The sequence below is a fragment of the Comamonas aquatilis genome (genome assembly GCF_965139575.1).
Lineage (GTDB): Bacteria > Pseudomonadota > Gammaproteobacteria > Burkholderiales > Burkholderiaceae_C > Comamonas > Comamonas aquatilis.
Window position 1 is genome coordinate 20025 of sequence record NZ_CBCSIW010000004.1, and the last position, 20464, is coordinate 40488.

21 protein-coding genes are annotated in these 20464 nt (G+C 61.4%); 12 read left to right on the forward strand and 9 right to left on the reverse strand.

What is annotated here, in order from left to right; genetic code table 11:
• Positions 1–54 precede the first annotated feature (54 nt).
• Complete coding sequence (locus ACNAZA_RS07000) at positions 55–1050, forward strand: diaminopimelate dehydrogenase (RefSeq protein WP_415795784.1); 996 nt, start codon at positions 55–57, stop codon at positions 1048–1050.
• A gap of 101 nt (positions 1051–1151) precedes the next feature.
• Here the strand turns inward: ACNAZA_RS07000 and ACNAZA_RS07005 are convergent, their stop codons facing one another.
• Complete coding sequence (locus ACNAZA_RS07005; protein ID WP_415795785.1) at positions 1152–2444, reverse strand: MFS transporter; 1293 nt, start codon at positions 2442–2444, stop codon at positions 1152–1154.
• A 425-nt stretch (positions 2445–2869) separates the two neighbouring features.
• Between ACNAZA_RS07005 and ACNAZA_RS07010 the strand changes: the two genes are divergently transcribed.
• Positions 2870–3217, forward strand: a complete 348-nt coding sequence (locus ACNAZA_RS07010; protein WP_120969574.1) for a MoaF-related domain-containing protein — start codon at positions 2870–2872, stop codon at positions 3215–3217.
• Positions 3218–3750: 533 nt separating this feature from the next.
• On the opposite strand, the gene ACNAZA_RS07015 is transcribed toward ACNAZA_RS07010, so the two are convergent.
• On the reverse strand, positions 3751–4575 hold the full coding sequence (locus tag ACNAZA_RS07015) for an META and DUF4377 domain-containing protein (RefSeq protein WP_415795786.1): 825 nt from the start codon (positions 4573–4575) through the stop codon (positions 3751–3753).
• Between the two features lie 412 nt (positions 4576–4987).
• Here ACNAZA_RS07015 and ACNAZA_RS07020 point away from each other — a divergent pair, with 412 nt between their 5' ends.
• Positions 4988–5518 carry a DUF2242 domain-containing protein gene (locus tag ACNAZA_RS07020; RefSeq protein ID WP_415796086.1) on the forward strand — a complete coding sequence of 177 codons (531 nt, stop codon included), beginning with the start codon at positions 4988–4990 and terminating at the stop codon, positions 5516–5518.
• 132 nt (positions 5519–5650) lie between these two features.
• Here ACNAZA_RS07020 and ACNAZA_RS07025 read toward each other — a convergent pair whose 3' ends face one another.
• A complete protein-coding gene (locus ACNAZA_RS07025) occupies positions 5651–6517 on the reverse strand; it encodes a peptidoglycan DD-metalloendopeptidase family protein (protein WP_415795787.1) in 867 nt (288 codons plus the stop codon).
• Between the two features lie 328 nt (positions 6518–6845).
• Here ACNAZA_RS07025 and ACNAZA_RS07030 point away from each other — a divergent pair, with 328 nt between their 5' ends.
• From ACNAZA_RS07030 to ACNAZA_RS07045, 4 genes are all read left to right on the forward strand, one after another.
• Complete coding sequence (locus tag ACNAZA_RS07030; RefSeq protein ID WP_415795788.1) at positions 6846–7805, forward strand: MBL fold metallo-hydrolase; 960 nt, start codon at positions 6846–6848, stop codon at positions 7803–7805.
• Between the two features lie 5 nt (positions 7806–7810).
• The gene (locus ACNAZA_RS07035) at positions 7811–9460 is read left to right on the forward strand and encodes an FAD-dependent oxidoreductase (protein WP_415795789.1); all 1650 of its coding nucleotides are present in this window, start codon (positions 7811–7813) and stop codon (positions 9458–9460) included.
• Positions 9457–9675 carry a DUF2783 domain-containing protein gene (locus tag ACNAZA_RS07040; RefSeq protein WP_415795791.1) on the forward strand — a complete coding sequence of 73 codons (219 nt, stop codon included), beginning with the start codon at positions 9457–9459 and terminating at the stop codon, positions 9673–9675. The genes ACNAZA_RS07035 and ACNAZA_RS07040 overlap by 4 nt, the downstream gene beginning before the upstream one ends.
• A 90-nt stretch (positions 9676–9765) precedes the next feature.
• Positions 9766–10530: a helix-turn-helix transcriptional regulator gene (locus tag ACNAZA_RS07045; protein WP_415795792.1), complete on the forward strand. Its 765-nt coding sequence runs from the start codon at positions 9766–9768 to the stop codon at positions 10528–10530.
• 89 nt (positions 10531–10619) lie between these two features.
• Here ACNAZA_RS07045 and ACNAZA_RS07050 read toward each other — a convergent pair whose 3' ends face one another.
• From ACNAZA_RS07050 to ACNAZA_RS07060, 3 genes are all read right to left on the reverse strand, one after another.
• A complete protein-coding gene (locus ACNAZA_RS07050) occupies positions 10620–11276 on the reverse strand; it encodes an FMN-binding negative transcriptional regulator (RefSeq protein ID WP_415795793.1) in 657 nt (218 codons plus the stop codon).
• A gap of 261 nt (positions 11277–11537) precedes the next feature.
• Complete coding sequence (locus ACNAZA_RS07055; RefSeq protein WP_415795794.1) at positions 11538–12962, reverse strand: YdgA family protein; 1425 nt, start codon at positions 12960–12962, stop codon at positions 11538–11540.
• A gap of 319 nt (positions 12963–13281) precedes the next feature.
• Positions 13282–15099, reverse strand: coding sequence for a glutamine--tRNA ligase/YqeY domain fusion protein (locus ACNAZA_RS07060; protein WP_415795795.1), 1818 nt, complete (start codon positions 15097–15099; stop codon positions 13282–13284).
• A gap of 209 nt (positions 15100–15308) precedes the next feature.
• Here ACNAZA_RS07060 and ACNAZA_RS07065 point away from each other — a divergent pair, with 209 nt between their 5' ends.
• The 5 genes from ACNAZA_RS07065 (at position 15309) to ACNAZA_RS07085 (ending at position 18600) form a co-directional block, all read left to right on the forward strand.
• Positions 15309–15659, forward strand: a complete 351-nt coding sequence (locus ACNAZA_RS07065; protein WP_415795796.1) for a hypothetical protein — start codon at positions 15309–15311, stop codon at positions 15657–15659.
• A 176-nt stretch (positions 15660–15835) separates the two neighbouring features.
• The gene (gene aroQ, locus ACNAZA_RS07070) at positions 15836–16279 is read left to right on the forward strand and encodes a type II 3-dehydroquinate dehydratase (RefSeq protein WP_415795797.1); all 444 of its coding nucleotides are present in this window, start codon (positions 15836–15838) and stop codon (positions 16277–16279) included.
• An 11-nt stretch (positions 16280–16290) separates the two neighbouring features.
• The gene (locus tag ACNAZA_RS07075) at positions 16291–17235 is read left to right on the forward strand and encodes an alpha/beta fold hydrolase (RefSeq protein ID WP_415795798.1); all 945 of its coding nucleotides are present in this window, start codon (positions 16291–16293) and stop codon (positions 17233–17235) included.
• A gap of 10 nt (positions 17236–17245) precedes the next feature.
• Positions 17246–17668: an alternative ribosome rescue aminoacyl-tRNA hydrolase ArfB gene (arfB, locus tag ACNAZA_RS07080; protein ID WP_120969538.1), complete on the forward strand. Its 423-nt coding sequence runs from the start codon at positions 17246–17248 to the stop codon at positions 17666–17668.
• A gap of 236 nt (positions 17669–17904) precedes the next feature.
• Positions 17905–18600, forward strand: coding sequence for an alpha/beta hydrolase (locus ACNAZA_RS07085; RefSeq protein WP_415795799.1), 696 nt, complete (start codon positions 17905–17907; stop codon positions 18598–18600).
• Here the strand turns inward: ACNAZA_RS07085 and ACNAZA_RS07090 are convergent.
• The 3 genes from ACNAZA_RS07090 to ACNAZA_RS07100 form a co-directional block, all read right to left on the reverse strand.
• Entirely contained in the window at positions 18594–18926 is a 333-nt protein-coding gene (locus tag ACNAZA_RS07090) for an SMR family transporter (protein WP_415795800.1), read from the reverse strand. The genes ACNAZA_RS07085 and ACNAZA_RS07090 overlap by 7 nt on opposite strands.
• Positions 18927–19053: 127 nt before the next feature.
• A complete protein-coding gene (gene map / locus ACNAZA_RS07095; protein WP_120969535.1) occupies positions 19054–19860 on the reverse strand; it encodes a type I methionyl aminopeptidase in 807 nt (268 codons plus the stop codon).
• A complete protein-coding gene (locus ACNAZA_RS07100) occupies positions 19857–20120 on the reverse strand; it encodes a ParD-like family protein (RefSeq protein WP_120969532.1) in 264 nt (87 codons plus the stop codon). Before ACNAZA_RS07100 ends, map begins: the two co-directional genes overlap by 4 nt.
• Positions 20121–20464 lie beyond the last annotated feature (344 nt).

Consider the following 20464-nt stretch of genomic DNA (forward strand, 5'->3'; position numbering starts at 1 on the left):
ACATCGCAACGATTGGCAACCGAGTTTTTTGATACTGGAAAGGTAGTGCACTGCATGGCATCGACAACATCCCCCATCCGCATCGGCGTCATCGGATATGGCAATCTGGGCCGCGGCGTGGAAGCGGCCATTGCCCTCAATCCCGATATGCAGCTGGCGGGAATTTACACCCGCCGTCCTCCGGCGCAGCTCAAGCCCGGCAACGCAGACACACCGGTGTACGCCATGGACAGCCTGCTCTCGCACAAGGGTCAGCTCGATGTGCTGATTCTCTGCGGTGGCTCCAAGGACGATCTGCCAAGCCAGACGCCCGAGCTGGCGGCCCACTTCAATCTGATCGACAGCTTTGACACCCATGCCCGCATTCCCGAGCACTTTGCCAAGGTCGATCAAGCAGCCCAGGGCGGTCAGACCACGGCGTTGATCTCGGCCGGCTGGGACCCCGGCATGTTCTCCATCAACCGTCTGATGGGCGAAGCCCTGCTGCCCGATGGCGCCACCTATACCTTCTGGGGCAAGGGCCTGAGCCAGGGGCATTCCGATGCGATTCGCCGTGTGCCCGGCGTGGCCGGCGGCGTGCAATACACCATTCCCGTGGAGGCCGCTGTGGAAAAAGTGCGTTCCGGCGTGCGCCCCGAGTTGAGCACTCGCGAAAAACACCGACGCCAGTGCTTTGTCGTGCTGCAGGACGGCGCCGATGCCGACGCCGTGCGCCAGACCATTGTGGAAATGCCCCATTACTTTGACGAGTACGATACGGCCGTGCACTTCATCAGCGCCGAGGAGCTGGCGCGCGACCATGGCGCCATGCCCCATGGCGGCTTTGTGATCCGCAGCGGCAATACCTCGGCCCAAAGCAAGCAGGTCATCGAATACCGCCTGCAGCTGGACAGCAATCCGGAGTTCACCTCCAGCGTGCTGGTGGCCTATGCACGTGCCGTGCATCGCATGGCGCAAGCGGGTCAATACGGCTGCAAGACGGTGCTGGACGTGGCTCCCAGCCTGCTCTCGCCCAAGAGCGCTGCCCAACTGCGGGCCGAACTGCTGTAATTGAGCCGCACCGCCCAATGAAAAGCCTCGCCGCATGGCGAGGCTTTTTCATATCAAAACCGGCGGTAGTGCTTATCCATCAAGCGCAAGCAGCTATCTAATTATTTAGCGTCTGCGCTGCTCAGGTGCGCGGCGTCCTCGAGTCTGTCCACATCACGCAAGGGCTTGAATAAGGCCATCCAGGCGGCCACCACGCCCAGGGTGCACAGGCTGCCCAGCACGGCTGCAGGAATGGCGCCCAGCGCCGAGGCACTGGTGCCGGCGCGAAATTCGCCCAGCTCGTTGGAGGAGCCTATGAACAGCATGTTCACCGCATTGACGCGGCCGCACATGGTGTCCGGCGTCGAGAACTGCACCAGGGCGCCACGGATGTAGACGCTCACCATATCTGCAGCGCCGGCCAGCGCCAGCGCCAGCATGGACAGCCAGAACCAGTGCGAGAGTGCAAACACCAGATTGGCCAGGCCAAACACCGCCACGGCGCCAAACATCACCTTGCCCACATGGCGGTTGATGGGCCGGGCCGACAGCCACAAGCCCATGCAGACTTCGCCCATGGCCATGGACGAGCGCAGCAGGCCCAGGCCCTGGGGCCCTACCTTGAGTACCTCGTGGGCGTACACCGGCAGCAGGGCAATCACGCCGCCCAGCAGCACGGCAAACAGATCCAGCGAGATCGTGCCCAGAATGATGGGCCGGGTGCGCATGAAGTTCACGCCTTCGGCAAAGCGCTGCCACATGGAGCCCGAAGTTGCCGCTCTGGCGTCGGCATAGCGCACGGGAACGCGGCTCAGCAGGGCGCTACCCAGCAGCAGGCTGATGCCGCAGACCGCATAGGTGAGCACGCCGCCGCCCAACGCATACAAGGCACCACCCAGCACCGGTGCGGCAATGGCCGAGATGCGCATCAGCATGCTGTTGGTAGCCAGAGCCTTGGCCAGTTGCGCGCGTGCCACGATCTGCGGCAGCAGGCTTTGCAGAGCCGGACCGCTGAAGGCGCGGCTGCAGCCAAACAGCACCAGTACGGCATAAATCCAGTGCACGTTGTGGACGCCGCTGCGCGACAGCAGCCACAGCAGCAGAGAGCACACGGCGGCCAACAGCCAGCTCATGCTGAGCAGGCGTTTTCGGCTCATGCGGTCACTGAGATCGCCGGCAGGGATCAGCAGGCCCATCATGGGCAGAAACTGCGCCAGGCCCACATAGGCCAGCGACAGCGGCTCGCGCGTGATGTCATACACCTGCCAGGCCACCACCACGGCCTGCATCTGCTGGGCAAACATGGCCAGCATGCGCGACAGCACAAAGGAGACAAAAGCGCGATCGCGCAAAGGAGGCGGTGGCGAGGCGGGGGCGTTCGTGTCGGAGCGCAGCGAAGGTGCAGAAGTAGACAAGTTCAGGTCCGAAACCGCAGCCCCGGCGCCATTGCGCAAGGAAAGGGGCGAGCCAGGCACGCGCGCAGCCGGCTCGCGGCAGCGCATGGTTTGCGGTCTTGGCCAGGGCAGCGGTGTAGTGATTTTTCTGGCTGGGCGAGAAAGCGGCCCTGGCGTTTACCTTGGCTCAATTTCTGCGCCGCAGCTTGCGGCAGGCTGGGCTCGAGTATCGGCCATCGGCGCAAGTTTTGCAGGCGGCGGTCGCTACCGTCCGTGCCGCCTGCTCCCGGGTAGGAAACAGGCCTCCAATTGCAAACAAATGCGGGCCGACGATTCCATGCGGCGCCTTCCCACACACAAGATTTTGGCCGCGCGCGACCATCACTGCACGACATAGCAAAAGCCAAGTCCAGCGCGTTGCGGGCTTTCATCCAAGGAGTTCCATCATGTCCATGCTCTCCATGCAATATGCAGGCACCTTGCTCGGGCGCGATGCAGTCATTGAGTTTCCGGACAGCCGTGCCGAAGTGCGCTATTCACGCGAAGGGAAAATGATCTGGCGTGTGGTGGACTCCATGGGTCATGTGGCCGAAGGCTGCGAAACACTCAGCTATCTGCAGCTCAGCGACAACCTGCATTTTCTCAACTGGATTGAAAAGACCGGCTTCACGGTCAGTCAGGTCATTGATTCGACCAGCGGCACGGTACAGGCCTTCTGGTCCTATGCCGACGCCCAGTGCGATTCCGGTCACCGCTCCTCCATGTTTGTGGAAGGGCGCTTTCGCCTTTGCTGAAGGCCGGCGCCGAATTTGGCGGCCATAGCGTTTGTTGGTGAGGGTGCTTGGCCAGGCACCTTGGGTTGAGGTCAGAGTCTCCTTTTCTCCCCCCGGTACTGTGATAGGTACCGGTTTTTTTATGTCTGCAATAGATTGGGGGAGTGCGCGGTCCGGCGCGTGAAACATGCCGGCCATGTGGCTGGCAAGGCCTGGGAGCTTGCTGTGCTGCCTGTTTTTTAATCAGTGCTTGGGAATCCAAGGCCGGTGCGGCTTGGATCGGTTTGTCCCAAGGCTTGTCCACAGGCGCGCCCACAGCGAATGGGTATAACCTTGCGCTGCCGCCCTCTGTCATATGTCTGTCTTGAAAATGCGCTAAGTAATTGTTGTTAAAAGGAAAGTGATTTATTTGAGTGCGATATTTTTTACAAACTGCAACATGACTGAGCTGCGTGAAACATTGGCGAGCTGACGCAAAAAAGCCAGCGCTGTGGCTGGCTTTGCATTCCGGGCACCAGAAGCCGCGTGAACGGCTTGTGGCTGCGGGAAGGTCTTCAGTTGCGCTTTTCAATGGCCGAGCTGACCACCATGTCCAGTACATAGACATAGCTCGATGCATCGGCAGGCACGTTCTGGCGCTTGAATCGGTTGATGCGCAGCACATTGCTCACACCGGGCTCGTGCTTGTAGCCTTCGATTTCGCTGTAGAAGTTCTCCCAGGGACCGGTATGGGTCTTGACGCCGTTGTCGCCGTAGCGGATCTCACGCACCTTCAGGCACTGGAAATCCTTGATCAGCGGATGGTTGCAGGATGTGCGCTGCGAGGCGACTTCCAGAAAAATGCGCTCTGGCGCACTGCCATGCTGGGTCTGGGCCGTGGGCTTGCCGTCCAGCTGCCACTTGGTGCCGTCGATGAACTGCAGCGTCAGGCGCGGTGCCTCCTGACCCTGGCCCAGTTGTACGGCCCATTGCTTGGCGGTGGGCAGAATGCGACCGACTTTTTGCTCCAGCATCATCAGCTGGTTGTCGTTGCATGCCATCAGCGTGCTCATGGTGCGGGTCACGTTGATGCGTTGGCCTTCGATGCTGTAGCCCGCAGACATGACGTTGCACAGATTTTTGACCACCACGCGCTGGTCGACAAAGTCCAGCTGTAGCAGGCCTTTGCCCGAGCTAGAGGTGATGAACCAGCTTTGATCTTCTGTACCGGCAGGGGTGTAGGCCTGCTTGAGTTGCCAGTGATAGGCCGTCAGCGATTGCGCATCGCCAGCGGGGCCGCTAGGGCCTGTGGGGCGAGCTCCGCCGCCACCGGTGGTGCCGCAGGCGGCCAGCGTCAGGGAGGCAATCAGGGGAAGGCACCAGGTCCAGCGAAATTTCATAAACAGTCCTTAAAAGTGGGATGAACCGGGAAGGCAAGCGCCTGGGTTGATGCAACTAGAGTCGCTGTAGCGGCTGCAGTTCCCTAAAAATAAAGCAGCGCGCGCAGATCTGCAAGAACGGCCTGCTCCATGGGCCCAGCCGCTTGCAGCTCCATCTGCAGCACCATAACCGATGTCAACCCCGGGCTCTGCCCTATAGGGTGGCCAGAATGTAAGAGACTGCAGCCTTTTTTCAAGCGGGCTGCTGGCGGGAGACAATTGCCTGCCGCCGTCAGAAAACGCGGGGTCAAGGGAATTTTTGAGCTGCTACGCTATCTATAGCCTGAGGTGTTGGATTGGCATGGCATGCAGCTTGTTTGTAGCGAGGAGAGTTTTCGTGGTTTCTGGTGCAAAGTGGACCGTGTCGGCGGCAATGGGGCGCTGGCTGTGGCCGGTGGTATGCGTGGCTGCGCTGTCGGCCTGCTCGACCACGGCCAATCGGCAGATACCGGTGCAGGAGAACTTTGATTCCACTTCCACGTTCTCGCGCAGCTTTGATGCCACGCCCACCCAGACCTGCGAGGCGGCGCGGCGTGCCCTGCTCAGTCAGGGCTATATTGCCAATGCGCGCACGCAGGAGTTGATCGAGGGGCGCAAGAGCTTTCAACCGGAGTCGGATCTGAATCTGGAGATCAATATCCGTGTGGTATGCGTGCCCCAGACTACGGATGGTCAGATCAGCATCGGCTTTGTGACGGCGCTGCAGGACCGCTATACCTTGAAAAAGAGCGCCAGCTCGGCCAGCGTGGGCGTGGGCGCGCTAGGTTCGCTGTCACTGCCGTTTTCATCGAGTAGCGATTCGTTGGTGAAAGTGGGCAGCGAAACCATTGCCAGACGTGGCTTCTACGACAGCTTCTTTGATCTGCTGGAGACTTATCTGCAGCAGGACCGCGATACGCCCTGATTTCAGATTTAAATGCGCTTTAGCCTAGGTGGATAAAGCGCTGATTGCTATCAGTTTTGATTTCCGCCAAAAGGCAGCAGGCTTGCTGCCTTTTTTGCGTCTGCCTTGTTTCTGTCTTGCTGCGGGCGCGGCTTAGATAAAGAGCGCCGGGTCCACCATGGCGCGGTTGAGCATCACGCTCCAGTGCAGATGCGGGCCGGTCACGCGGCCAGTTGCACCCACCTTGCAAAAAGCGTCGCCGCTCTGGAGTTCATCGCCTAGCTTGCAGTTCACCTGACTCAGGTGGCAGTACATGGTCAGCAGGCCGCCGCCATGATCGAGCCAGACGGTGCCGCCGTTGAAGAAATAGTCGCCCACGTCGATCACCCGGCCCGCCAGCGGCGCCTTGACTGGGGTGCCGGTGGGCGCGGCGATATCCATGCCGCTATGGGGATTGCGGGACTGGCCGTTGAACACGCGGCGCAGGCCAAAAGAGCTGGAGCGCCGGCCGGGCACCGGCACCTGCATGTGCAGCTCCTGGGCCTTGGGCAGAGGCTGGACCAGGCTGGCCATCACCTGCTTGAGGTGGGCCGACTCGCGTTCATAGCGGGCATTGTCTTCGGGCGAGAGATCGACCGTCTTGGGCGATACCTTGAGCCGTTGCTCCACATACTGTTTGTCCCGCACGGTGTAGCGCTTGTCGCGCATCTGCCCGTCCATATTCACCTGCACGCTGTACTCGCCGGGGGCTGTGGACAAAGGGATGCCGATCAGAGCCGTCCACTCGATCATGTCGCCCAGCACCAGGCCAGGCGCATCGTTGATGCTGAACTGCGGGCGTGTGGCGGCCGGCCCCAGCGACAGACGGGCCACGCCGCCGGGTACGCGGCTGTCTTGCGGCCAGAGCCGGTTTTCCGCCGCAGACTTGGCGGCCCAGGCCGCCGGGGCGCCGGCCAGCAGGGCGGATTGCGAAATCCACTGCACAAAGCGGCGGCGTTGCAGGGCAGAAAAAGAGGTCATACGGTGGTGCGCGCAAGTGGGAGCCGGTTCGTCCGTGCCGGGCGAACCCATGGAATAACCATAGCATGCTGCGTAGGTGCTCAGCGCGCTTGCAGCCTATTGGCTTTAAAGAAGCGCGCTCTTTGCGGCCTCTGCGAGCTGGCTTTCAGCGCTCTCCTGGTACTTACCCGCAATCAGCGGTTTGTCCCCGGTTTGTCTGTAGACCTATGGACAGACAGTATCGGGAGCGCTGCAGACACTGGGTGGGTTGCGATTTGCAAGCCCTGCCACGAGTGCACTGCCGCATACCGCCGCAGTGTGCCCATCAAAAGACTCAAGGAGACCTCATATGTCCAAACCGTTTGCATCCTCGGCAGACCTCGGTGTCAAGACCGAAACCCTGGAAATTCTGGCCGATGGCGTTTATGCCCTGACGGCCGAAGGCGATCCCAATGTGGGCGCTTTTGAGGGCGAGGATTTCATCGTCGCCATCGAGGCGCGGGCCACGCCGGCGGCCGCCCGCGACTGGCTGAAAAAACTGCGCGAGCACACGCAAAAGCCCGTCAAATACCTGATCCTGACCCACTACCACGCCGTGCGCGTGCTGGGTGCTTCGGCGTTCGATGCCCAGCACATTGTTGCCAGCGAAGCCACACGCAAGCTCATTGAAGAGCGCGGTCTGCAGGATTGGGACAGCGAGTACGGCCGCATGCCGCGTCTGTTCAAGGAGCCTGAGGGCATTCCCGGCCTGACCTGGCCTACGCAGACGTTTGAAGACCATTTCGAGATCGAGCTGGGCGGCAATCGCGGCAAGCTCGAGCTGCAGTTCAACGGCCGCGGCCATACGGCGGGCGACATCGTCGTCTGGCATGAAAAGACCAAGACCCTATTTGCCGGCGATCTGGTGGAGGCTGAAGCCGCGCTCTACACCGGCGATGCGTTTCACATGGAATGGGCCAGCACTACGCTGGACAGGCTCAAGACCTACCGGGCCGAGTTTCTGGTGGGCGGGCGCGGTGCCGTGGCCAAGGGCGTGGCGGCCACGGATGCAGCCATCGAGCAGACTCGCGAGTTTCTCAAAGGCATGATCGACAACGTGGGCGCCGTGCACCGGCGCGGCGGCACGCTCAAGGAAGCGTTTGAAGCCACCCACCAGGCCCTGGGTCCCAAGTTTGGCCGCTGGCCGATTTTTGAGCACTGCCTGCCTTTTGACGTGCAGCGCCTGTGGGACGAACTGGACGGCATAGACTGGCCGCGCATCTGGACCGAGGAGCGTGATCGCGAAGTCTGGGCCCAGCTGCAAGGTTGATCGCCATGGTCCATAGCGCAAATACCCAGGCGGGCCAGGCGCCTCAGCCCACCACCCATCACCGCAGTGTGCCGGTCTGGCGTCACATCGGGGCCACGGCCGCACCCGCACAGGCGGGGCTAGAGCATGTGCCCGTGGTGGTGGCCGGGGCTGGCCCGGTGGGCCTGGCGATGGCCCTGGATCTGGGGCGACGCGGCCACCCGGTGCTGGTCATCAGCAAGCTGGACTTTATTGCCGGCGGCTCCAAGGCGATCTGCTTTTCCAAGCGTTCCCTGGACATCTTCGAGCGCCTGGGCGTAGGCCGGCAATTGCTGGACAAGGGCGTGACCTGGAATGTGGGCAAGGTCTTCTGGGGCGACAGGCCAGAGCCTGTCTACCAGTTCGACATGCTGCCCGTGAAGGATCAGCAGTACCCGGGCTTTATCAATCTGCAGCAGTACTACGTGGAAGAGGCGCTGCTGCAGGCCTTGCAGCAACTGCCCAATGTGGAGCTACGTCTGGGCCAGCAGATAACGGCCGTGCAGCCGCATGCCGACCATGTGGAACTGCAGGTGCAGGCTGCCGAGCAGGATTACCGCTTGCGTGCCGACTGGCTGATTGCCTGCGACGGCAGCAAATCCGCCGTGCGTAACCAGCTGGGTCTGGATTTTGACGGCAGAGTGTTCGAGGAAAATTTCCTGATTGCCGATATCCGCATGCAGCAGGAGCGGCCTGCCGAGCGCTGGTTCTGGTTTGATCCGCCCTTCAATCCCGGCCAGTCGGCGTTGATGCACCGCCAGCCCGATGGCGTGTGGCGGCTGGATTTTCAGCTGGGCTGGAATATCGACCGCCAGGCCTGCGTGCAGCCCGAGAACGTGGAGCGCTATGTGCGCGCCATGCTGGGGCCCGATGTGCAGTTCAAAGAGGAGTGGTACAGCATCTACACCTTCCAGTGCCGCCGCATGCAGCGCTTTGTCCACGGCCGCGTGCTGTTTGCAGGCGACAGCGCCCATCTGGTCTCGCCCTTTGGTGCGCGCGGCTGCAACGGCGGCCTGGCCGATATCGACAATCTGGGTTGGAAGCTGGATCTGCTGCTGCGCGGCAAGGCCGGCCAGAGTTTGCTGGAGAGCTATAACGAGGAAGCCATTGTCACGGCCGACGAGAACATTCTCAACTCCACCCGCTCCACCGACTTTCTGACCCCCAAGTGCACGGCCAGCAAGGCTTTTCGCGATGCGGTGCTGGAGCTGGCGGCCACGGAGGCCTTTGCCCGTCCCTTCGTCAATTCCGGCCGCCTGTCCACGGCCATTCACTATCCACAAAGCCGGCTGAATACACCCGACGATTGCAAATGGAGTAGCGGCATCGTCCCCGGATCACCTGCGCTGGATGCTCCTCTTTCAGGAGCTGATGGCCGCTGGCTGCTGCCCAGGCTGGGCGGCCGCTTTGTACTGCTGGCCCGGCAATGGACGCAGAGCCTGCCTGAGGGCGTGGAGTTGCTCGATATCGCCAGCCTGCCCGGCGACCAGGGTTTGCTGTGCAGCCGCTATGCGCTGGCGCCGGGCTGCGGCTATCTGATACGCCCGGATCAATATGTGGCCGCCCGCTGGCAAAACCCGGTGCCGGCCGCCACCGTGCAGGCCAGCCTGCAGCGCGCACAAGGAGAAAGCCAATGAGCGAGCTGATTCGCCAAGCCCATCTGGACCATGTGGACGATGTCTACCAGCAACTGCTGCAAATGCACGAGGGGCTGGACGAAGCCCAAAGCCTCAAGGTCTGCGCCAAGCTGATCCTGACCCTGGCCAACCATATTGGCGACAGCGCCGTGGTCATGGAGGCCATAGAGCTGGCCCGGCGCACACCATCCCTGTCAGCAGCTGGGCCGGGCTGAGAGGGGAATCGGTTTGCGCTATTCTGGTGCCCGCATTTCCCGGCTGCAGATCGAGACTCTGCAGCTTTGCCCATGAAAGCGAGGCAGCGCATGAGCCGCAACCCATTTCCCCAGCCTTTGTTCAGCCCCCGCCAGGGCCAGGCACTGATAGAGGCCGCATCCACGCCGCAGTTTGCGGCTACCTTGCTGGGCACGGCGCGCCAGTTTGATTGCATTGACGAAGTATTCGCCTATCAAGTGGATCTGGAGCAGGGCGATGTGCGCATGCTGCTGGCCTCGGGCGAGCGCAAAGGCATTGCCGAGCGCACGGCGGCCTATGCCCGCCGCTTTCATGCCAAGGACCCGCTGCTGGCCAGCCCACTGCGGGATCAGGCCAGCGGCTTCAGCCGCCGGGTGCGTGCCGCTGACATTCCCCGAGGCGAGTATCGTGAGCTGTGTTTTGACCAGCCGGGTTTTCTGGACAAGATCAGCTTTGGCTGGCACGAGCCCGGCAAACTCATGGTGCTGAGCTTTTACCGCGGACTGCAGGCCGCGCCCGAGGCCGCGCCACCGCTATGGTCGCTGGGCCAGGTGGCCATGGCCGCGCTGAGCTTTCATGCACGCAGCCCTGCGGTGGACGAGGTGCTGCCCAATGACGCGCAGCAAGTGCTGTTGCTGCGTCTGCAGCGCTCCTACCCGCAGCTGACCGGGCGTGAGCGCCAGATCGTGGCCATGAGCCTGCTGGGCGACAGTGCGGCCGAAATTGCCCAGGCCCTGTCCATTCAGCCCGCCACGGTGTTGACCTATAGACTGCGCGCCTATGCTCGCTACCGCTTCAACCGGGCCAATGATTTTCTGGCGGGTTTGCTGCACTAGTTGCTGCGTTTTATATAGCGTTCAGCGTAATGTTGATATGGGATTTCGGCAGATAAGGGCCTGAATCAGTCTCTGCAGGCCTGGCTGGCTCAATCCCTGGATTCAGAGGCTTGCTGCTCCTGCATGCGGCGGCCCATGTCGGTAAGGCCAGCGGCCAGCAGGCTGTCGGCTACGGCTTTTTGGTCGGCAGCGCTTTTGTTTTGGCTGAGTTTGAATTTACCTTCCAGCCGGCTCACATCCACTTCCAGCCCCACGATGGCGCCCAGCATCTTTTGCAGATAGTCCTGCGGCGCATCGCTCATCTTCCAGGGCTGGTGCTCGCCGCTCTGGCCAAGTCGCAGTTCGTGCCTGCGGGTGAGCAGCCCGACCACGCCGCGCACGAATTTCTCGTCATCGCGTATGCGCAGCGTTCCATGGGCATGCACCACGCGGTAGTTCCAGGTAGGTACCTGTTGATGGGTGGCCTGCTTGCTGGGATACCAGTTGGGGGAGATATAGCCTTCCTCGGCGCGAAACACGATCAGCACCGGCATGCCATCGCCTAGCTGCTGCCACAGTGGATTGGCGCGGGCCACATGGGCCCAAAGCTGTAGCTGGCCGTCCTCGCTCTCGCGCACTTCAAACGGCAGATGATTGGCGTCCAGCCCCTGTGGCCCCTGCACGACCAGACAGCCCAGAGGGTGGCTGCGTATCAGCTCCAGCAGCTGGGCACGATCATCGACAGCGAAATGTGGTGAGTTATACATGGCGCGGATTACTCTTTAATTGATAGCTTAAAGCGCTTTGTTTTATAGGGTTCTGGCGAATTCCCTTGTCTAACGCATCATCAACCAGGTCAGCACCGCCGCCAGCAGCACCACGGTCAAAATGGTGATCATTTCAATCCTCCGGTGGGTGCAAACCAGTTTATCGCGAGCTGCTGCGGTGCTACGGCGCCGACGGGCCGACAAGCGGGGTGCATGAAAAAGGCCTGCGTGGGCAGGCCTTGATAGCGACGTCGGCGGCTCTTAATCGGTGAGCGTGCCAAACAGCATGGCCGTACCCTCGCCATCGAGCGGCTTGCCATTGACCTGGAACATTCCGGCCTCATAGACGATTTGCGTGCTCATCAGACCGCTCTTGTCTTCAAAGATGCCGCTTTTCTGCAGCATTTGAATATCGGCCGCCGCCTGAATTTTGGCGGTGCGCTCGAAATCTTCCATCGAATAGTCGTTGTCTTCCTCATCAAGCGCTTCGATCAGCTGGTTGCGTTTGCGCGCGGTGATCATGCTCTCCATCACCGGTTTGGGTAGGCTGGTCTTGAGCGTGAGCTTCAGATCCGTGGGCAGTTTGTTCAAATTCTCGCCATCGCCCAGATACTGCAACGTTGCCGCGAATTCGCTGACGCCTTCAGGTGTGCGCATGGCCAGGCGCTTGATTTCGATCTCAGGCTTGCGGGCCAGGGCCTGCGAGATGGTCTTGAGCATGGCCTGGCGCAGGTCGATGCCGCCGGGGTTGGGAGATTCGGCGTCATCGCTGCCGTCATCTTCGCTGTCGGTCTGCTCCTGATCCGGGCTCTTTTTCTGGCTTAGCTCCATGACGTGGTTGAGCCAGGCGGCATCGATGTTGCGAAGGCTCAGATCCCAGACCAGATCATCGGCGGTTTTGCCTTGCATCTGAGCGCTCTTGATGCCGCCCTTGAGCGTCATCTCCAGCGTGTCGGTCTTGAGCACCGTGTCCGAATCCAGGCTCAGCCCCTGAATGGATGAGGGCAGCGAGTCTGGCTCGGCATGGGTGGTGGTGACCTTGTCTATGGCCATGTTCATGGGGCCGATCCAGAACTGCTGGCCCTTGGGCTGCAGCACGTCAAAGCGCATGCAGGCCTTCTCCAGGCTCATGCTGCCTTCCTCATCCTTGAATTGCAGCGCCGGAATGCTGGCCGTGCCCTTGATGGCCTTCATGTCGGAGGGCATGTCCCATTGGATGGTCATGCCGCCCCAGTCCATGTCCGAGTCATTGACCCTGGCCTTGACGGGCGGGGAGGTCATCAGATTGGAGGTGCTGTGACCCCAGCCCACCTTGGTGAGCAATTGCACCGGGGCGCGGCCGTTGAGTGCGGCTTTGAGGCCGGGGTCGGCGTCGTCCGGCAGATGGAACAAGGTATTGATCTGGGCGGCATGGCCCATGGGCAGCGGGCCGTGGCTGATCTTGTGCTCGGCGGTGAACTGCACCGGGTCGCCATCCTGGTCCAGCGTCCATACGGTCTTGGCGGCCGAGGAGAAGGCTCCGCGCTCATAGCTGGTGATCTGAATCTTCAGATCGTCGCGGCTCCACTGCGCTGCGGCATTCGTGAAATCCTGCTGTAACTTGCCACCCATGTAATAGCTGGTGCCCAAAACTCCTGTAACCAGGACGACGGCGGCGGCAATACCTGCACCGATTTTCTTGTTCATTTTTCCCCTTTTGAGCGTGGATGAAAACAACTGAAACATTCAGCCCGATAACGACTGTATGGATTCGATTGTAGAAACAAATAGCTGAAATTCTCTTGGCCAATGGTTTTTTGACATTGCGATTGAAAAGTATTGTTTATTTCAACTCCTGGCACTTTACAGAGATACCAAGTTTCAATAGGTGCGACTTTGCAACGGCTATTGCTTGGACTGTGAAGCGCGGCTGGATGCGGAGTTTCAGGGGTAGGCGAGCAGAAAAGAAAATAAAAAAGGCTGCCAATGAATTCATTGGCAGCCTTTTTAAGGTTGGGGTCTGGGCTTATTTACCCCAGCTGTCCTTGAGTCCGGTGATTTTGTTGAATACCGGATTTTCAGCGCTGTGCTCTTTGCGGTCGGCCACAAAGTAGCCAAAACGCTCGAACTGGAACTTGTCATCAGGCTGGGCTGCCTTGAGCGAAGGCTCCACATAGGCGGTCACGACCTTGAGGCTGTCCGGGTTCAGCAGCGTCAGGAAATCCTTGCCACCGGCATCGGGTTGCGGGTCGGTGAACAGGCGGTCATACAGGCGCACTTCGGCTTGCAGGCCGTCAGCCACGCCCACCCAGGTGATGGCAGCCTTGACCTTGACGGCATCCGCTCCTGGCGTACCGCTCTTGGTGTCGGGTACCACGGTGGCCAGCACCTTGGTCACATTGCCGTCGGCGTCTTTTTCGCAGCCCGTGCATTCGATCACATAGCCGCCTTTGAGGCGTACCTTGTTGCCTGGGAACAGACGCTTGTAGCCCTTGGGCGGCACTTCGGCGAAGTCTTCCCGCTCGATCCACACTTCGCGGCCCAGAGTGAAGCGGCGCTCGGGCACGGTTTCACCTTCTGCAGCGTGGGGCAGGGCGGGCAGCGCGCATTGCTCCAGATGCTCGGCTGTGCCGAACACTTCGGTCCAGTTGCTCAGCTCCAGCTTCACCGGGTCCAGCACCACCATGGCGCGATGGGCCTGGTTTTCCAGGTCTTCACGCAGGCAGCCGTCCAGTGTGGAGTAGTCGATCCAGCTGTAGTCCTTGGTCACGCCTATGCGTTCGCAGAAATTGCGAATGGAAGCGGGTGTGTAGCCGCGGCGGCGCAGGCCGACCACGGTGGGCATGCGCGGGTCGTCCCAGCCGGTGACGAAGCCGTTGTCCACCAAATGCTTGAGCTTGCGCTTGCTGGTGATCACGTAGGTCAGGTTCAGGCGCGAGAACTCGTACTGGCGCGGCTGGGGCGCGTCGATCAGACCGCCGGCGCGCAAATGGTCGAGCAGCCAGTCGTAGAACGGACGCTGGTCTTCGAACTCCAGCGTGCAGATGCTGTGGGTGATGTGCTCGTACGCATCCTCGATGGGGTGCGCAAAGGTGTACATCGGGTAGATGCACCACTGCTTGCCGGTGTTGTGGTGTTCGACGTGACGCACGCGATAGATGGCCGGGTCGCGCAGATTGATATTGGGCGCGGCCATGTCGATCTTGGCGCGCAGCACGGCGGCGCCGTCGGCCAGCAGGCCGGCCTTCATGTCGGCAAAGCGCTGCAGGTTCTCAGTCACCGAGCGGTCGCGGAAGGGGCTGTTCACGCCGGGACGGGTGAAGTCGCCACGGTTGGCGCGCATGTCTTCGGCGGATTGCTCGTCCACATAGGCCAGGCCTTGTTCGATCAGGTACACGGCACAGCGGTACATGAAGTCGAAGTAGTTGCTGGCAAAGTACAGATTGCTGTTGCCCTGGGCGTCCTTCCAGTCGAAGCCCAGCCACTGAACGGCATCCTTGATGCTGTCCACGTATTCCTGGTCTTCTTTTTCTGGGTTGGTATCGTCAAAGCGCAGATGGCACACGCCGCCAAAATCGCGCGCCAGGCCGAAGTTCAGGCAGATGGACTTGGCGTGGCCCACGTGCAGATAGCCGTTGGGTTCGGGCGGAAAGCGGGTGCGGATCTTGGCTGCATCCACCTGGCCTTGCTGGTGGTGCTGGGCATCGCCTGGCGTGCCACCCCAGCGGCGCTGGGCATAAGTGCCCTTGTCCAGATCGGATTCGATAATCTGGCGCAGGAAATTGGTCGGCTTGACCGCCTCGGGGGCGGCATTGGTAGGTTTGGAGGCGTCTGCAGAGCTCATCACGCCATTCTAGGCGCGCGGCCATGCCCTCGCATTGACCTCTGGACAGTGCTGAAGTGCATTTGGACACAATCTTGTAGGGAACCCTGCCATCCGGATGGGTGTCTCATGCGTTGTATTGTCATGGTCGATGAAGGTCCAGCCTGCCGCTTGTCGTGCTTTTCGGCTGCCAGCGATCTGATATCAACGGATAAATAGAGGAGATTGTGATGTTCAAAGCAACTGCCGGATGGATTGCAAAGTTGGTGGCCGCAGGCACCGTCGCTGTCGCCGGTCTGATGGCTGCGGGCGTTGCCCAGGCCCATGGTGGTGTCAGCTTGTCGGTGGGTATCGGTGTGCCCGGCGTGGTCGTGGGCGCACCTGTGTACATGCCTCCCCCACCGGTTTATATGGCGCCTCCACGCCCCGTGTACTACGCTCCGCCCCCACCCGTGTATTACCAGCCTCGTCCCGTCTACGTGCCTGCGCCCGTCTACGTGGCTCCTGGCTATGGTTACTACCGCGGCGGCCCCCGCTACTGGAATGGACACCGGGGTCACCACCACCACCACGGTCGTTAAGCCGGGCTGCTGCTCGGCTGCGCTCCCTCCATCCAAAGCGGCTGCCTGTGCAGCCGCTTTTTTCATGCTGCATTGCCTGACCGCCGGGTCCGGCTTGCTGCGATAGCAGAGCGGCGCTCGCATAATGCAGGCCGATCAGAAGCAATACAAGCAATACAAGCAATGGAGCAGTCGCCGTGAAAACCATTTTTGTCCTCAATGGCCCCAATCTCAATCTGCTGGGCATGCGTGAGCCCGCCATCTACGGCTCGGCCACGCTGGCGGACGTCAACACGCTATGCAGCGCTGCTTGCGAGCGCCACGGACTGAAGCTGGAGTTTCGCCAAAGCAATCACGAAGGCGAGCTGGTGGACTGGGTACATGAGGCTGGCCGTCTGCACGCTCAGGGCGAGCTGGCCGCTGTGATCATGAATGCCGGCGCCTACACCCACACCAGCGTGGCGCTGCTCGATGCCGTCAAGGGCACGGGCGTGCCGCTGGTGGAGCTGCACATCAGCAATGTCCATGCCCGCGAGAGCTTTCGTCACCACTCCTATCTGGCCGCCGCTGCCCGCGCCGTGATGTGCGGTTTTGGCGTGGCGGGCTACGGCCTGGCCATTGATGCGGTGGCCCAGTGGTAACTGGTATTTCCATGGTGGCTGCCGAAGAGAGTCTGGAAGACCGCTCCCTGACCTGCACGGCGCAGCAGCTGGGCCTGGCGGTTCCCGAGTCCTTGCTCAGACTGCAGGCGCAAAGCCGCCGTGTCACCACGGCCCTGAGCCCACAAGCCGACACCGGTGCCCGCATGGTCTGGCACGGCTGGCAGCCGCCGGCCGGCGTGGCCAGACAGGCGCGGCCTCTGGTCATGCTGCATGGCGGCAGCGGCAGCTGGACGCATTGGGCACGGGTGATCGAGCCCTTGCTTTTGAACGGCTACACGCTGTGGCTTGCCGATCTGCCGGGCTTTGGTGAAGCCGACGCGGTGCCCGGCGGTGTGGATGTGGACACCATGCTGGCCCCCGTCGCCTACGGCATCGAGCAGTTGCTGGGCCAGGCGCAGCCGGCGCCCGTATGCGATCTGCTGGGCTTTTCCTTTGGCGGCATGGCGGCAGGGCTGATGGCGGCGGAATTTCCGCAGCTCTTCGCGCGCCTGGTGCTGGTGGGCGCGCCCGGCATGGGGTTGACCGAGGGCAAGGCCGTGCGGCTCAAGGGCTGGCGCCATCTGCCCGGACTGCAGGCGCAGATGGAAGCGCACCGCTACAACCTGGCGGCACTGATGCTGCATGACTCCAGCCTGATCGACGAAGAGACTCTGGCCCTGCATGCGCTGAACGTGGGGCGCGACCGCTTGCCGCGCCGCCGCCTGTCGCAGACCGATATCCTGGCCCAGGCCCTGGGCAAGCTGAAGATGCCGCTGGCCGCCATCTATGGCGAGCAAGATCCGCTTTATACCGGGCGCCTGCAGGAGCTGCGGGCCGCCATGCAGCGCCAGTACGCTGCCGATCTGCATTGGCAGACGCTGGAGGGCGTGGGCCACTGGGCGCAGCATGAGGCGCCGGCCGCTTTCTGTGCCGCGCTGAAAAAGGCGCTGGCATGAAGGTGTTGTCATGACTGCGCCCTTGCCCGCTCATCTGGAGCTGTTCGAGGCCGATATTGCCTGGACGGCCATACGCTCGCAAGGCCCGGGCGGCCAGAACGTGAACAAGGTGGCCAGTGCCGTGCATCTGCGCTTTGATGTGCCGGCCTCGCGCCTGCCGCAGGATGTGCAGCAGCGGCTGCTGGCGCTGGGCGACTCGCGCATCACCGACCAGGGCGTGGTGGTCATCAAGGCGCAGAAATACCGAACCCAGGAGCACAACCTCTGGGATGCGCTGCAGCGTCTCAATGCTCTGGTGGCTTCGGTGGCTACCGAGCCGCGCCGGCGCAAGGCCACGCGGCCCACTCGCGCTTCGCAGCAGCGGCGGCTGCAGGGAAAGAATCTGCGCTCCGGCATCAAAGCAACGCGCAAGCGTCCCGTGGACCTAGGCTGAGTCGCCGGGTCTATAGAAAATTTGTGGCGGCAAACGAACGCCGATTTGCGTCAGCTGCTATCAAAACCTGCTTGAACAGGCAGGGCTAGGCATTGAGGGCCACAATCACTGCGCCAACGCACCTGTTTGGCTTTCTATGAATTTGATAGCTGGTTGCGCATGATCAACAAGGGCTTGAGCCGATTTTTATCTAAAATTACTGCCCTAGCCCATTTCACGACCTTATGGAGCCGGCCATGACTTCTCTGCCTCCGACCTCTTTGCCCCTGGGCTTTTTACAGCGTCCCGCCCAGCCTGCGCCCGGTCAGCCCGCCTGGTTGCTGGTGCTCATGCATGGCGTGGGCAGCAATGAGCAGGACTTGTTCGGCCTGGCTGCCTATGTGCCGCCGCAGTTCCATGTGATCAGCCTGCGCGCACCGTTTGCTCTGGGCCAGGGCGCTTTTGCCTGGTTTCAGTTCACGGTCAGCGCCGATGGCGTGCGCCATATCCATGCGCCGCAGGAGCAGCAGGCGCGCGCATTGGTGCAGCAAACCGTGGAGCAGGCCGCACAGCAGCTGGGTGTTGCACCGGAGCACGTGGTGCTGGGCGGCTTCAGCCAGGGCGGCATCATGGCGCTGAGCCAGTTGCTGACCCAGCCGCAGACGCTGCGCGCCGCCGTCATCTGGCATAGCCGCCTGCTGCCCGAGATCGCTCATCTGCATGCGCCGGCGCAGGCGTTTGAAGGTAAATCCGCCTGGGTCAGCCACGGCAGCTATGACAACGTGATTCCGCTGACCAGCGCCCATGCCATTCGCGACAAACTGGGCGCGCTGCCGCTGGAACTGAGCTATCACGAATATGCGGGCGCCCATGAAATCCGCCCTGAAGAGCTGCGCGCCAGCATGCACTGGCTGCAGGATCTGACCGAGCTGGAGCCCGAAACCGGTCAGTGACCGGCGGTCTTGGAAAACAGATTGATCACCAGCACGCCGCAGACAATCATGGCCATGCCTATCAGCGCCGGGGCATCCAGCTTCTGGCCTTGCCAGAAGTAAGCCACGGCCGAGACCAGCACAATGCCCACGCCCGACCAGATGGCGTAGGCCACGCCGGTGGGCACCACGCGCAGCGTCAGCGCCAGCAGGTAAAACGAGATGGCATAGCCCACCAGGGCAATGCCGGTGGGGACCAGCTTGGTAAAACCGTCCGATTTTGCGAGAAACGAGGTGGCGACCACCTCGGTCATGATGGCCAGGCCCAGATACACATAATTGCTCATGGTTGCCGAATGTAGTGGCACAGTGCCGGCCGCGCGAGAGGCGGCCTGCAAATCCCTGCGCATTTCCCTGGTGCTGGCGGTCTGCGCTTGCAGGCCGTGCTGGCTTGTGCGCACATGGGCCGGGGCTTCAGATGGCCGGGTAGTCGCCCGTGCCTTCCGGCCAGGCGGTCAGCACATCAAAGCCGGTTTCCGTGACCACCACCATATGCTCCCACTGGGCGGAGAGCGTTTTGTCGTTGGTGATCACCGTCCAGCCGTCCGCCAGCTCGCGCGTGGCGGCCTTGCCGGCGTTGAGCATGGGCTCGATGGTGAAGATCATGCCCGGCTGCAGCACCAGGCCCTGGCCCGGCGTGCCGTAGTGCAGCACCTGAGGCTCGTCGTGGTAAACCTTGCCGATGCCGTGACCGCAATACTCGCGCACCACGGAAAAGCGCTCGCGGTGGGCCACGGTCTGGATGGCATGGCCCACATCGCCCAGCGTGGCACCGGGCCTGACGGCATGAATGCCGGCCAGCAAGGCTTCGTAGGTGGTGTTGACCAGGCGCTTGGCCAGATTGCTGGGCTGGCCCACGTAATACATGCGGCTGGTGTCGCCAATCCAGCCCTCGGGCGTGGTCACGGCCACGTCCACGTTGATGATGTCGCCTTCCTTGAGGATTTGCTTGGCATCGGGGATGCCGTGGCAGACCACATGGTTCACCGAGGTGCACACCGTCTTGGGAAAGCCGTGATAGCCCACATTGGTGGGCACGCATTGGAGCTCGTTGACTATGTAGTCATGGCAAAGCTGGTCCAGGTCTTGCGTGCTCACGCCGGGCTGTACATGGGGCGTGAGCATGGCCAGCACCTTGGCTGCCAGACCGCCGGCCTTGCGCGAGAGAAAAATGTCGCTGGCGTCGTTGATGGGCACGACTTTGTGCTTGCCGCGCTTCATTGCATGCCTCCCACCAGACGAACCGGGCGCGGGCGGCGCGCAGCAGCGTCGGCTGCATAGCTTTGCGAAGGCAACAGCTCGCGCTCGGCCTGCTGCAGCAGCAAGGCGCAGATGCCCTCGTAATTGAGCTGGGGGTGGTGCTCGGCCAACTGGCCTACACGCAGCCAGTGCTCTGCCTGTGCATTGATGGAGCGGCCGAGGGCCGCACTGGAGACACGGATCTGGTCGTGCAACTGATCTGAAATTTTGACGATTCCCATGGCCGGGCATCATACGGTCGATATACGTTTCGTATATTGACAAACGCAAATCGCATTGTTTGGTGGCCGGGTTTGTCTGTGCTTGACATGGCAAACAAAAGGACAAGGCTAAAAGAGAGCCATGGGCCTGCAGTGCGCTAATCAATTTGATAGCGGCCGGCGCAAGCTGAATATGGGTTCTGTCGATGCGTAATCTGCATGGAAGGCAAAGTTTTTGGCAATTACCGCCTGCTGGGGATTAAGTCTTCTATTAGATATATATCATCCGAATTGCCCATATCCACATTGATTTTCTTGCTATCAAAACTGAAGAAGAATTGACGCAGAGCAAACCCGATCAAGGT

What these genes read in the sequence shown, in the direction of transcription:
- ACNAZA_RS07085 (WP_415795799.1), top strand. Translation starts at nt 17,905, where the DNA reads ATGACTTCTCTGCCTCCGACCTCTTTGCCCCTGGGCTTTTTACAGCGT.
- ACNAZA_RS07090 (WP_415795800.1), bottom strand. Translation starts at nt 18,926, where the DNA reads ATGAGCAATTATGTGTATCTGGGCCTGGCCATCATGACCGAGGTGGTC.
- ACNAZA_RS07065 (WP_415795796.1), top strand. Translation starts at nt 15,309, where the DNA reads ATGTTCAAAGCAACTGCCGGATGGATTGCAAAGTTGGTGGCCGCAGGC.
- ACNAZA_RS07040 (WP_415795791.1), top strand. Translation starts at nt 9,457, where the DNA reads ATGAGCGAGCTGATTCGCCAAGCCCATCTGGACCATGTGGACGATGTC.
- arfB (WP_120969538.1), top strand. Translation starts at nt 17,246, where the DNA reads ATGACTGCGCCCTTGCCCGCTCATCTGGAGCTGTTCGAGGCCGATATT.
- map (WP_120969535.1), bottom strand. Translation starts at nt 19,860, where the DNA reads ATGAAGCGCGGCAAGCACAAAGTCGTGCCCATCAACGACGCCAGCGAC.
- ACNAZA_RS07075 (WP_415795798.1), top strand. Translation starts at nt 16,291, where the DNA reads ATGGTGGCTGCCGAAGAGAGTCTGGAAGACCGCTCCCTGACCTGCACG.
- ACNAZA_RS07045 (WP_415795792.1), top strand. Translation starts at nt 9,766, where the DNA reads ATGAGCCGCAACCCATTTCCCCAGCCTTTGTTCAGCCCCCGCCAGGGC.
- ACNAZA_RS07000 (WP_415795784.1), top strand. Translation starts at nt 55, where the DNA reads ATGGCATCGACAACATCCCCCATCCGCATCGGCGTCATCGGATATGGC.
- ACNAZA_RS07020 (WP_415796086.1), top strand. Translation starts at nt 4,988, where the DNA reads ATGGGGCGCTGGCTGTGGCCGGTGGTATGCGTGGCTGCGCTGTCGGCC.
- ACNAZA_RS07060 (WP_415795795.1), bottom strand. Translation starts at nt 15,099, where the DNA reads ATGAGCTCTGCAGACGCCTCCAAACCTACCAATGCCGCCCCCGAGGCG.
- ACNAZA_RS07100 (WP_120969532.1), bottom strand. Translation starts at nt 20,120, where the DNA reads ATGGGAATCGTCAAAATTTCAGATCAGTTGCACGACCAGATCCGTGTC.
- ACNAZA_RS07010 (WP_120969574.1), top strand. Translation starts at nt 2,870, where the DNA reads ATGTCCATGCTCTCCATGCAATATGCAGGCACCTTGCTCGGGCGCGAT.
- ACNAZA_RS07025 (WP_415795787.1), bottom strand. Translation starts at nt 6,517, where the DNA reads ATGACCTCTTTTTCTGCCCTGCAACGCCGCCGCTTTGTGCAGTGGATT.
- ACNAZA_RS07030 (WP_415795788.1), top strand. Translation starts at nt 6,846, where the DNA reads ATGTCCAAACCGTTTGCATCCTCGGCAGACCTCGGTGTCAAGACCGAA.
- ACNAZA_RS07015 (WP_415795786.1), bottom strand. Translation starts at nt 4,575, where the DNA reads ATGAAATTTCGCTGGACCTGGTGCCTTCCCCTGATTGCCTCCCTGACG.
- ACNAZA_RS07050 (WP_415795793.1), bottom strand. Translation starts at nt 11,276, where the DNA reads ATGTATAACTCACCACATTTCGCTGTCGATGATCGTGCCCAGCTGCTG.
- ACNAZA_RS07035 (WP_415795789.1), top strand. Translation starts at nt 7,811, where the DNA reads ATGGTCCATAGCGCAAATACCCAGGCGGGCCAGGCGCCTCAGCCCACC.
- ACNAZA_RS07055 (WP_415795794.1), bottom strand. Translation starts at nt 12,962, where the DNA reads ATGAACAAGAAAATCGGTGCAGGTATTGCCGCCGCCGTCGTCCTGGTT.